This window comes from Methylobacterium sp. P3_A11, from assembly GCF_056403155.1.
On sequence record NZ_JBFUGA010000142.1, the window covers coordinates 1 to 12,099 of the forward strand.

Annotated in this window: 8 protein-coding genes and 2 pseudogenes; 6 read left to right on the plus strand and 4 right to left on the minus strand. The window is 72.3% G+C overall.

Annotated elements, in window-relative coordinates:
• The 6 genes and pseudogenes from AC1DXK_RS27940 to AC1DXK_RS27965 form a co-directional block, all read left to right on the plus strand.
• Positions 1–395: pseudogene (locus tag AC1DXK_RS27940) on the plus strand (hypothetical protein); the annotation flags it as partial.
• Between the two features lie 28 nt (positions 396–423).
• Positions 424–1,527 (plus strand): TAXI family TRAP transporter solute-binding subunit, encoded by a 1,104-nt coding sequence (locus AC1DXK_RS27945; RefSeq protein WP_457107502.1) that lies wholly within the window; start codon positions 424–426, stop codon positions 1,525–1,527.
• A 290-nt stretch (positions 1,528–1,817) separates the two neighbouring features.
• Positions 1,818–4,721: a PAS domain-containing hybrid sensor histidine kinase/response regulator gene (locus AC1DXK_RS27950; RefSeq protein ID WP_477299517.1), complete on the plus strand. Its 2,904-nt coding sequence runs from the start codon at positions 1,818–1,820 to the stop codon at positions 4,719–4,721.
• A 136-nt stretch (positions 4,722–4,857) separates the two neighbouring features.
• Entirely contained in the window at positions 4,858–5,418 is a 561-nt protein-coding gene (locus tag AC1DXK_RS27955; RefSeq protein WP_457107500.1) for a PAS domain-containing protein, read from the plus strand.
• Between the two features lie 124 nt (positions 5,419–5,542).
• Positions 5,543–6,517 (plus strand): annotated as a pseudogene (locus AC1DXK_RS27960) (chemotaxis protein CheB); the annotation flags it as partial.
• A gap of 121 nt (positions 6,518–6,638) precedes the next feature.
• A complete protein-coding gene (locus tag AC1DXK_RS27965; RefSeq protein ID WP_477299519.1) occupies positions 6,639–8,879 on the plus strand; it encodes a sensor histidine kinase in 2,241 nt (746 codons plus the stop codon).
• A gap of 285 nt (positions 8,880–9,164) precedes the next feature.
• On the opposite strand, the gene AC1DXK_RS27970 is transcribed toward AC1DXK_RS27965, so the two are convergent.
• From AC1DXK_RS27970 to AC1DXK_RS27985, 4 genes are all read right to left on the minus strand, one after another.
• Entirely contained in the window at positions 9,165–9,581 is a 417-nt protein-coding gene (locus AC1DXK_RS27970) for a DUF1236 domain-containing protein (protein WP_457107499.1), read from the minus strand.
• Between the two features lie 44 nt (positions 9,582–9,625).
• On the minus strand, positions 9,626–9,856 hold the full coding sequence (locus AC1DXK_RS27975) for a hypothetical protein (protein ID WP_457107498.1): 231 nt from the start codon (positions 9,854–9,856) through the stop codon (positions 9,626–9,628).
• A 166-nt stretch (positions 9,857–10,022) separates the two neighbouring features.
• Positions 10,023–11,435: an amidase gene (locus AC1DXK_RS27980; protein WP_457107497.1), complete on the minus strand. Its 1,413-nt coding sequence runs from the start codon at positions 11,433–11,435 to the stop codon at positions 10,023–10,025.
• A partial coding sequence (locus tag AC1DXK_RS27985; protein WP_477299518.1) for a DUF1028 domain-containing protein occupies positions 11,416–12,099 on the minus strand: 684 nt, incomplete at its 5' end. The genes AC1DXK_RS27980 and AC1DXK_RS27985, both read right to left, overlap by 20 nt.

Genomic DNA, 12,099 nt, shown 5'->3' on the forward strand with positions numbered 1-12,099 from the left:
TCGCGCGCGAGACGGCCGCCGGTACTGCACCCGCGAGCCCGGCGAAGGCCGACCGCCCGGCATCGCCAGCCATCGCCGCGCAAGTCCCCGCGCAGGTCCCCGCGCAGGCGCTTGCACGCGCGGGCGCGACGGCTCCGGACCCGCTGGTGGAACGCGCCAGGGGCCTGATCCGCCTGGGGGACATCAGCGGCGCACGGCTGTTGCTGGAGCGCGCCCAGGCGCGCGGCGCGCCGAACGCCACCTTCCTGCTGGCGCAGACCTGGGACCCCGCGATGCTGCGCGCCTGGAAGGTGCGCGGCCTGCGCCCGGACCCGGATCGCGCCCGCAGCCTGTACGCGAAGGCCGCCGGCCAGGATCGGGCGGAGGAGCGGCGGCTCGCCGCGAAGGGGCACTGAGCCCGGGCGATCATCGAGGGACGCGCAGATGCCGAGGCTTGCCAGTTACGTCGCCCTTCTCGGGCTCGCCACGCTGGCCGCCGGGCCGGCCGCACGGGCGACCGACGCGGCCGTCGCGCACCCCGATTCCGCGACGGAGGCCGCCCTCGGCGAGCGGATGAACGCCAGCACGGTCACGGTGGTGACGGGCACCCCCGGCGGGACCTATTTCCGCGTCGGCGCCGATCTCGCCTTCGTGCTGGATGACGGCGACGCGCTGCGGATCCTGCCGATCCTCGGCAAGGGCGCGGGGGAGAACGCCTACGACATCCGCTTCCTCAAGGGCGTCGACATGGGGTTCGTCCGCACCGACACGCTGGAGCAACTGCGGCAGGACAAGCGTCTCAAGGCGATCGAGCGGCACATCCAGTTCATCGCCAAGCTGTTCGACGACGAGCTGCACATCCTGGCGCCGAACGCGGTCAAGTCGGTCGGCGATCTCGCCGGCAAGCGGGTCAGCTTCGACGTCAGGGGCAGCGGCACCGATTATAGCGGCCGGGCGATGTTCCGGGGGCTCGGCATCGGCGTGGAGGCGATCAACGTCGACCAGCCGACCGCGCTGGCGATGCTCCGCAAGGGCGAGATCCAGGCCGTCGTCTCGGTGGCGGCCAAGCCGGTCTCCGTCATCGCGGGCTTCGATCCGGAGGATCGCTTCCACCTCGTCCCGGCGCCCTATCCGGAGACGATCAGCGAGGCCTACGTCCCCGCCAGCCTCAGCCAGGCCGACTACCCGAAGCTGGTGCGCGGCGAGGCGGTCGAGACCCTGGCGGTCGGCACCGTGCTGGGCGTCTACAACAGCGCGAAGGGATCCCCGCGCTACGAGAAGCTCGTCCGCTTCGTCGAGGCGTTCTTCGGCCAGTTCGACAAGTTCCTGGCCCCGCAGCGGCACCCGAAGTGGCGCGAGGTCAATCTCGCCGCGGCCGTAAGCGGCTGGACGCGCTTCCGGCCCGCCCAGGACTGGCTCGACCGCCATCGCGAGCCTGAGGTCGCCGCCCGGCCGGATCTGGACCGGTTCCTCCAAGCGCAGCCCGACCGCCCGGCGGGGAAGGAGGAGGTCTATCAGGCCTACCTGAAGTGGCGGCAGGCCCGCTAGGCCGCGGCGGATCGGCGGCAGGCACGATCGGGGCCGGACTCGCCTCCTGCGCACCCGCGACGCAGCCTTAGCGGTTTCCGCGCGTTATGGTGCGCCCCCCTTGGCGCCCCATGTCCGTTTCCGGCAGAAGGCGCCCTCCCCCGCCGCCGTCGAAACGCCAGTCTCGTGTCCGATTCACCCGCCCTCGCCGCCGTCCCGATCGCGACCAGCCGAAGCCGCCCCGCGCGGACCGGCCCGGCCACGCTCGCACGACAGGCGGCGGATCCGTTCGCGACACCCGGGACCTGAGCGTGGACGAGGTCGGGACCGACGTGCTCCTGCGGCGCGCCCGCGCGCTTGAGGCGGAAGCCGCCGGGCTCCGCGCGCGGGTGGCCTCGGGCGGCGACCCGGCCGGAGACGGGCACGCGCAGCCGGTCCACGACGGCAGCGCCCGGTTCGCCGCCATCACCACCGACCGCGGCGGACGCATCACCGCGTGGAACGCCGGCGCCGAGCACATCCTCGGCTGGACGGCACAGGCGATGGGCGGCCGGCCCTTTGCGGCGCTGTTCACCCCCGAGGACCAGGCGGCGGGCCGTCCGGAGGCTGCGCTGCGCAGGGCTCTGGATCAGGGCAGCGTCGAGGACGAGGACTGGCACCTGCGGGCCGACGGGACGCGCCTGCGCCTGTCCGGCGCGCTGATGCCGCTGCGCGACGGGGCCGGTGCCCATGTCGGGTACGTGAAGATCCTCCGGGACCGCTCGGACCTGCACGCGGCCGGGCTGGCGCTCCAGGCGGCCGAGGCGCGCCTGCTGCGGGCACAGGAGGCGGGCGGGATCGGCCTGTTTACCGTGGGGGTCGAGGACGGCCTCCTGCACCCGACCGCGCAATTCTGCCGGCTCTACGGCCTGCCGGAGCGCGAGACCTACCCGTCCGAGGTCGTCGAGGCGCTGATCCTCCCGGAGGACCAAGCCCTGGTCTCGACGGCGGCGAGCCGCCGCCGCGGCGTCCCCCCACGCGATGTCACGTACCGGATCCGACGGCCGGATACCGGCGAGATCCGCTGGATCGCGCGGCAGGGCGAGGTCGAGCGCGACGCCCATGGGCGACCGGTGCGGTTCTCCGGGGTGGCACGCGACGTCACCGAGCAGAAAGAGGCCCGCGACGCCCTGCGTGCTGGCGAGGCGCGCTACCGGACGCTGTTCGACGCCATCGACGACGGCTTCTGCGTCATCGAGTTCTTCGACGGGCCTTACGGGCCGCTGAGCGACTACGTCCACATCGAGGCTAATCCGGGCTACGAGCGCCACACCGGCATCCCGGATATCGTCGGACGGACCCTGCGCGACCTCGTCCCGGCCGAGGACGCGGCGGGTTGGCTCGAGCTGTATGGCGGCGTGCTCCGCACCGGTATCCCGATACGGTTCGAGCGCTTCTTCGCCCAGGCGAACCGCTTCATCGACGTCTCCGCGGCCCGGATCGAGCCGGCGAGCCGGCGCCAGGTCTCCGTGCTGTTCCGGGACATCACGGCGCGTCGGCAGGCGGAGGATGCGCTGCGCGCCAGCGAGGCCCTGGCCCGGACCAACGTCCAGCGCGTGCAGCTCGCCCTGGCGGCCGGCGCAATCATCGGCACATGGCACTGGGACCTGCCGAGCGACCGCTTCACCGTGGACGAGGCCTTCGCCCGCAGTTTCGGCCTCGATCCCGCCCTCGGGCGCGACGGCCTGAGCCTCGCCCAGGTGGTGGAGACCGTTCATCCGGACGATCGCGCGGGCCTGGCCGAGGCCATCACGGCCGCGATCGACAGGGGCGGCGCCTACGCCCACCAGTACCGGGTCCGCCGCGCCGACGGGAACTATTACTGGCTGGAGGCGAACGGCCGCGTCGACCAGGCGCCGGACGGCACGCCCTTGAGCTTCCCCGGGGTCCTGATCGACGTGGACGAGCGCAGGGCCGTCGAGGCGGAGCGGGACCGTGTCACCGCGGCGCTGCGCAGCCTCAACGAGACCCTGGAGCAGCGGGTCGCCGCGCGGACGGCCGAGCTGATGCGGACCGAGGCGGCCCTGCGCCAGTCTCAGAAGATGGAGGCCGTCGGGCAGCTGACGGGCGGCCTCGCCCACGACTTCAACAACATGCTGGCCGGCATCGTCGGCTCGCTGGAGCTGATGCAGACCCGGATGCTGCAGGGCCGGGTCGGGGACCTCGACCGCTACATCGGTGCGGCCCAGGGGGCGGCCAGGCGCGCCGCCGCGCTGACCCACCGCCTGCTGGCCTTCTCGCGCCGGCAGACCCTTGATCCGAAGCCGACCGATGCGAACCGCCTGGTCGAGGGCATGATGGACCTCGTGCGCCGCACGGTCGGCCCCGCCGTGGCGATCGAATCGGTGGGGGCCGGCGGCCTGTGGCCGACGCTCGTCGATCCGAGCCAGCTCGAGAACGCCCTGCTCAACCTGTGCATCAACGCCCGCGACGCCATGCCGGAGGGCGGCCGCATCGTCATCGAGACGGCCAACCGCTGGCTCGACCACAGGGCCGCGCAGGACCGCGAGCTGGAGCCGGGGCAGTACGTGACGCTCTGCGTCTCGGACAACGGCACCGGCATGACCCCCGAGGTGGCCGCCAAGGCCTTCGACCCGTTCTTCACCACCAAGCCGATCGGCGAGGGCACGGGACTCGGGCTCTCGATGCTCTACGGCTTCGCCAAGCAGTCCGGCGGGCAGGTGCGGATCTATTCGGAAGTCGGCCAGGGCACGATGGTATGCCTCTACCTGCCCCGCCATCTCGGCGAGGCGGAGGCGGAGGTGAGTCTGCCCGACCTTGCCCACGCCCCCCGCGCCGAGCAGGGCGAGACGGTCCTGGTGGTGGACGACGAGCCCACCGTGCGGATGCTGGTGACCGAGGTGCTCGAAGATCTCGGCTACGCCGCCATCGAGGCCGCGGACGCCGCCTCGGGCCTGAAGGTGCTTCAGTCGGACGTGCGCATCGACATGCTCATCACCGATGTCGGCCTGCCCGGCGGCATGAACGGCCGCCAGATGGCCGATGCGGGTCGCGAGCACCGCCCGGGCCTGAAGGTGCTGTTCATCACCGGCTACGCGGAGAACGCCGCGCTCAACCACGGTCATCTCGGCCCCGGCATGCAGGTGATGACCAAGCCCTTCGCCCTGGAGGCGCTGGCCACGCGCATCCGCGGCATCATCGGCGACGAGGGCTGAGGCCTGCGTCCCGCCGGCAGGCGACGGGCGACCAGGGCCGGGTGGCCAGGCGATTGCCATACGGATCCGGGGCGACCATGACGGCGGCGGCGTCACGCAGGGCGTCGCCGCGCGGAGGCCGACGGGGGAAGCGACCGTGGACACGCAGACCATCCCGGCCGAACTCAGGGCCTTCTTCGAGGGCTCGCACATCGCCCTGGCGCTCGCCGCCGCGACGGGCGACCACGACCTGCTGCTGGTGAACGAGCGGTTCCACCGGCTCACCGGGTATGCGGGCGCCGAGGTGATCGGACGCAATTGCCGCCTCCTCCAGCGCGACGCCGACAACCGGGAGGCGCGGGCCAAGATCCGCGCTTTCCTCGAGAGCGAGCGGCGGGACACGGTGCGCACGCCGATCGTGAACTTCCGCAAGGACGGGACGCCGTTCGTCAATCTGCTGTACATGTCCAAACTGAAGGCCCTGACGGGCGAGGTGCGCTTTCTTTTCGCATCGCAATTCGACGTCAGCCGCTCGCAACCCGCATTGCTTTCCGCCTACGATGCGGAACTGGGTCGGACCCTGTCTCGTCTGACCCCGACGCTCGCGGAGAGTGGGCTCGTCATCGAGGGGTCCCTGATGACGATCGCCAACACGGTCGCCACCGTCGCGCAGGCCAAGCTCACGCTCGCGCATCTCGACGCACCAGGATTTCCTTGACGCGGCCGGCGCCGCTGCCGCCGCCGAGATCCGGGACGGTGCCGGGCCGGTGACGGCCGCCCCCTTCGCGGGTCCGGTGGTGGGCATCGGCGCATCGGCGGGCGGGCTCGAGGCCCTGCGCGAGATGCTGGCGCGCGCCCGGCCACCCACCGGCATGGCCTTCGTCATCGTCCAGCACCTCGACCCCAACCACGAGAGCATGCTGGCGCAGCTCCTCGACCGGCACACCGGGCTGGCGGTGCTCCAGTGCGAGGGCGGCGAGCGGATCGCGGGCGACACGGTCTACATCATCCCGCCCGGGCGGGGCCTGGCGATCCAGAACGGCGTCCTCGAACTCACGCAGTTCGTGCAGCCCCGGGGTCTGCGCCGGCCCATCGACGATTTTTTCCTGTCGCTCGCCGTCGACCAGCAGGTCAACGCCGCCTGCGTGATCCTCTCGGGGACGGGCGCCGACGGGACGACGGGCCTGCGGGCCATCAAGGAGCACGGCGGCGTCTGCGTGGCGCAGCAGCCGGACACGGCGCGCTACGACGGCATGCCGCTCTCCGCCGTCGGGACCGGCCTCGTCGATTTCGTGCAGCCGCCAGGGGAGATCGTGGACTGCCTCACGGCGTTCTTCCGCCGCCGCGGCAGCGACCCCGGGAACGAAGAGGCCGGCTTGGTCGCCGACAATGTCGAAGACCTCTGCCGGGTGATCCGCGCGGCGGTCGGCCACGACTTTTCCGGCTACAAGCGGACCACCCTGGTCCGGCGGGTCGAGCGGCGCATGCACGTCCTCGGGCTCGAATCCGGCCGGGCCTATCTCGGCCGCGTCCGGGCCGACAAGGCCGAGTGCGAGGCGCTGTTCCGCGACCTGCTCATCAACGTCACCCGCTTCTTCCGCGACGCTGAGCTGTTCGAGGTCCTCCGCGAGCGGGCCGTCGAGCCCCTGCTCCGCACCCGCAATCCCGACGAGGACATCCGGGTCTGGATCCCGGGCTGCTCCAGCGGCGAGGAGGCCTACAGCGTCGCCATGCTGTTCGCCGACGCTGCCCACCGCCTCGGCCTGCCCCTCGCGGTCCAGATCTTCGCCACCGACATCGACGAGCGCATGCTGCAGATCGCCCGGGAGGCGACCTACCCGGCCGCCGCGCTGGCCGACATCCCGGCCCATCTGCGGGGAGCGCTACCTCGTCCCCCACGCGGAGCGCTTCACCATCGCGGCCCCGATCCGCGACCTGATCCGCTTCTCCAGCCACAGCCTGGTCAAGGATCCGCCGTTCTCGCGGGTCGATCTCCTGTCCTGCCGGAACCTGCTCATCTACTTCGACGAGCGCCTCCAGCAATCGGTGGTGCCGCTGTTCCACTACGCGGTCCGCCCGGGCGGGTACCTGTTCCTCGGCCCCTCGGAGAGCGTCAGCCGGTTCGAGCACCTCTTCCCGGTCATCGACCAGCAGGCCCGCCTGTTCGAGCGGCCGCCGGGCGCGCCGCACTACCCGATCGACCTGCCCGGGAGCGCCCGGCGCGGCGAGGCACGGCGTGACAGCCGCGAGGAGCGCCGGGGCCAGCCGTCGATCGCCGACGAGACCGTCGCGGTGCGCCGTGTCATGGACCGCTACGCCCCGCCCAGCATGGTGCTCAACGAGGACGGCGGGATCATCGCCGCCTACGGGCGCCTGAGCCGCTACTTCGATTTCCCGGTCACGCGGACCGGGGGCAGCAGCGCGATCACCCTGGCCCGCCCGGGCCTGCGCGACGTGCTCGGCCCGCTGCTGCGCCAGACCCGGGACGCGCGCCAGCGCGTGGTCGTCCGCGACGTGGAGATCCGCTCGGAATACGGCGTGCAGCGGGTCGAACTCATCTGCGACCCCCTGCCGGACGGCTCGATGCTTCTCGTCCTGCGCGACACCGGCGCATTCCAGCCGGCGGGCGACCTCGACCTCGTCGAGCTGGACGCGAGCGGCGACCCCGTCGAGGCGCTGGAGGAGGAGCTGCTGCGCACGCGCTACAAGCTTCGCTCCACCGTCGAGGAATTGGAGACGACGAACGAGGAACTGAAGAGTTCTAACGAAGAAATGATGTCGATGAACGAGGAGCTCCAGTCGACCAACGAGGAGCTGTCCACGGTCAACGATGAGTTGAAGTCCAAGATCGAGCAGCTCACCGTCGCCAATGCCGATCTGCGCAACTTCTTCGAATCCACCGATCTCGCCGTCGTGGTGCTGGACCGGGCGCTGAAGGTGCGCAGCTTCACCGCGGCGGCCACGGCGATCTTCCCGCTGAAGCCGGGGGATCGCGGGCGCCCCCTCGCCGACGTCGCCAGCCAGCTGGCCGGCGACGAATACCTCCACGACGCCCAGGAGATCTGCGCCGGCGGCAGCGTGATCCAGCGGCGCGTCGCCACCCGGGACGGGGACCGGACCCTATCCCTGCGGGTGCTGCCCTACCGCTTGCAGAACGGCAGCGTCGATGGCGCCACCCTCGTGCTGACCGACATCACCGAGGCGCTGCGGCTGGAGCGACAGCTCGCTGCGGAGCGGGAGCGGCTGGGGCTCGCCGTCAAGGCGGGGGGCATCGGGGTCTGGGAGTACAACCCCACGGCCGGGACCATCGTGGTCGACAGCACGGCCGGCACGATGTTCGGGCTCGCCCCCGACACGCCGCACGCCACCGCGGCCCTGGCGGCCGGCGTGGTGCCCGAGGATCGCCCTGCCCTGGAGGCGGCGCTCGCCGAGGTCGCGCATGGGCTGAACGAGTTCGAGGCGCGCATCCGCGTCCGCGCTGCCGATCACACGCTCCGGCACATCCGGAGCTACGGGCGCCCGCCCCGGAGCGGCGACCGGACCCGGATCGTCGGCGTCTGCATCGACGTCTCGCCCGAATACGCCCTGGCCGAGACCCGCGATCTGATGCTGCGGGAGATGAACCACCGGGTGAAGAACCTGTTCGCGATCATCGGCGGCATGATCTCGGCGGGCGCCCGCACGCATCGGGAGATCGGCGTCTTCGCCTCGGACATGCGCGACCGCATCTCGGCCCTGGGCCGGGCACATTCCCTGGCCGATCCCATCGACGGCCAGGGAATGAGCGATCTCGCGGGTCTCATCGGCGCGACCCTGCGTCCGTACCGCGACCACGTCCCCACGGTGATCGAGGGCCCCCTGGTGGCCATCGACTGGCGGCACGTGTCGTCGCTGGCCATGATCCTGCACGAATGGGCCACGAACGCGGTGAAGTACGGCTCGCTCGGCGCCGACGACGGATCGCTGTCCGTGACCTGGGAGCGGCAGGAGGACGGGCTGGTGCTGACGTGGTGCGAGCGCATGGCCCGCGTGGCCGAGCCGCGACCGGGCCGCGGTTTCGGCACGTTGCTGGTGGAGATGTCCCTGCGGCAGCTCGAAGCGACCGTGACGCGCAGCCACGACGCCTCGACGTACCGGATCACCCTGAACCTGCCGGGGTCGGTGCTCACGCGGGGGTAAGGCCGATCCGCATGCCGCGACCGGCTGCACGCTCACGGCCGGCCTGTCCGTCAGATCCGGGGGGCCGAGCCACCTGTCCCGTGCGGGCCGTCGGATCCACCCATCCGTGCCGGCAACGCGGCTTCAGGACCGGGCGCGGGTCCCCTCTCCCGCTCGGGAGAGGGAGCCGTCGCGCTTCGCCCATTCTTCCCGCGCAGCGCACGGCACACGCGAGACGGCCCGCCGCGGCGATGCCGGACGGGCCGTCCTGCCTGACGGAGCGCCGGGAACCCGGCGCCCGCCCGATCAGTCGATGACTTCGACGATGCGGTGGCCGCGATCGACCAGCACCGGCTGGTCGTTCACGATGGTGTAGCGGTAGCCCGGACGCACCCGGTACTCGGTGGGCACGTCGTAGTAGGTCACGCTGTCCTCGGGCAGCACGGTGCCGACCCGGACAGGGCCGCCCCAGCTGTAGGAGCGCGTGCCGCGCTCGCGGACGTAGCTGCGGAACCGGGGACGGTCGTCGACCCCGAGGATGCCGCCCACCGTGCCGGTGGCCGCGCCGACCGCACCGCCGACGATGCCGCCCACCGGGCCCGCCGCATCGGCGCCGACCGCCGCGCCCTCGGTTGCGCCCCGCAGGGTACCCTGCGCCTGAGCGGCCAGCGGAAGGGCGAAGAGGCCGGCCGTCGCCAGCGAGAGAAGGAGCTTGTTCGTCATGCTGATGTCTCCAAGGTCGTCAGAGCGCTGCGGGCCGTGGAGGCTCAGTTGCAGCCTTCCTTGTGGACGGTCTTGGAGTTGCCCATGCCGTCCTCCTTGTGGACGGTCTTGGAGCCGCAATCGACGGTGCCGGTGGTAACCGCACGCTTCTCGACGACGGTATCGTGGTGGTCGACGACGGCGGGTCCGTCGCGGCGCACGACGGTGGTCTCCTCGGCGCTCGCAGCGCCGCACAGGGCTGCGAACAGGGCACCCGAGAGAATGATATTGCGCATTGGTAGCCTCCTGACTTCAATCGAACCTAGCAACGGCAACCGCGGGAAAAGGGTTCCACACGCATCGCTCTGTAGAGCGCACGCATTTTTGCGATGAGAGGCCGTATTGGTTGCGTGCAACCGAACGCAATGGGCCGGTTCAGCTGCGCAGGACCGGCCCGCTGCGTCAGCCGGCTAGGGGCGGCATCCGGCGCCACCAATCGTGCGCCCGCTCGTACTGGTGAGCCACGCGCAGGATCTCGGCTTCGGCGAAGGGCCGGCCGGCGATCTGGAGGCTGATTGGCAGGCCGCGCCGGTCGAAGCCGCAGGGCAGCGCGATGGCGGGCAGGCCCGTGAGGTTGAACGGGTAGGTCAGGCGCCAGGAGGCCGCCAGCACGCTCTCCGCGCGCCCGCCGAGTGACACCGCCGTCTCGTCCGTCCGCCACGCGGTCAGCGGCGAGGCCGGGCCGACGATCACGTCGGCCTCCGCCAGGATGGCGGCCATCTCGTCCATGATCAGAGCCCGCACCTGCTCGGCCCGCAGGTAGTCCGGCCCGGTCACGAACCGGCCCATCTCCACGAGGTCGCGGACGTCGGCGGCGAAGCCCGCCACGTGGCCCCGGGCGAGGCTGCGGTCGTGATAGGCGGTCGAGGAGGCGAGTTCGATGGCGTAGATGGCGCCGAGGCCGTGGCGCAGGGACGGCACCGCGACGTCGCGGAGGGTACAGCCCCGGTCGGCGAGGAAGCGGAGCGCCGCCTCGATTGCGGCGGCGACGTCGTCGTCGACCGCGTCGAAGAAGTGGTTGCGGATCACCGCGACCCGCAGGCCTCGGATCGGCCGGTCAAGCCCGGCCGTGTAGTCGGGCACCGGCGCCGCGCTGGCCGCGGGATCGCCGGCATCCGGGCCGGCGAGGGCCTGCAACATCAGGGCGGCATCGGCGACCGTGCGGGTCAGCGGCCCGGCATGGTCGAGGGACCAGGAATGCGGCACGATCCCCGACCGGCCGACCCGGCCGTAGGTCGGCTTGAGGCCGACGACCCCGCACAGGGCGGCCGGGATCCGGGTCGAGCCGCCCGTGTCCGAGCCGAGGGCGGCCGGGCAGAGGCGGGCCGCGACCGCGGCGCCGGAGCCGCCGCTGGAGCCGCCCGGCACCCGGTCGAGGTCCCAGGGATTGCGGGTCGGTGGCGTGACCATGCCCCAGGCGAATTCGTGCATGCGCAGCTTGCCGAGGATCACCGCGCCGGCCGACCGCAGTCTCGCCACGGCGTGGCTGTCGGCCGCCGGGAAGGTCAGGGCCTCCACCGCCGTGCCGGCCCGGGTCGGCATGTCGGCCGTGGTGTAGTTGTCCTTGATGGCGATCGGGATGCCGTGCAGCGGCCCGCGCGAACCCGTCCGGGCGATCTCGGCATCGGCGGCGCGCGCGGAATCGAGGGCCGCGGGTGAGAGGTGGACGAAGCTGTTCAGGGCGCCGTCGAGGCGCGCGATCCGGTCGAGGCTGGCGCCGACGAGCTCGGCGCTCGACAGCTCCCGCGCCGCGATCCGCCGGGCGAGCTCGGTGATCGGCGCTTGCCAGAGGGCGTCAGTCGCGGCGGTCGTCATGGGGCACCCGGCGGTACGGCAAGGTCGGATCGAAGACGACCGGCGGATGGATGTCCGCGAGGTCGAGGTCGCGGAGCTGCGCGATCTCGGCCAGCACCGGCGCGAACTGGGCCAGCAGGTGCGCGACCCGCTGGGGCTCCTGGCGCAGTCCGACGACGTCGCGCAGGAGGTCGGGGGCTGCATCGCCAGCAGCGCCCGGCCGCTCGGCGGGGGGCTTGAGCAGCATCGCCACGACGTCGTCCGGCAGGGCGCCGGCCGGGCCATCCTTCCGGGGCATGCCAGCCACAAACGGTACGAGCTGCCGGCGGGCGACCGCGAGCACGCGGCGCAGCTCGGCGACGGGCTCGGCGTGCTCGTCGACCCGCAGGTCAAGGAGCGGGTAATCCTCGCCGGCGACGATCTTGAGCGCCGCCGACTGCTTGCCGCGCCGGTCGCCGCCGGCCGCGTCGCCGGCCTCCAGGGCGCGCATCAGCCGCTCGTCGAGGTCGCTTGCGGCGTCCTCGAAGGCCGCCGCCATGGCGTCGACCACACCCGGCCCGGCGAGCATGTTGCCCTGCACGGCGTAGCCCGCTCCGGTGCGGTGGCCGGCCGCCGCCGTGCAGCCGTCGCCGGTCCAGGCGGCCGCCCGCCCCTGCCCGTCGACCAGGCCGAGCTGGCGCAGGTC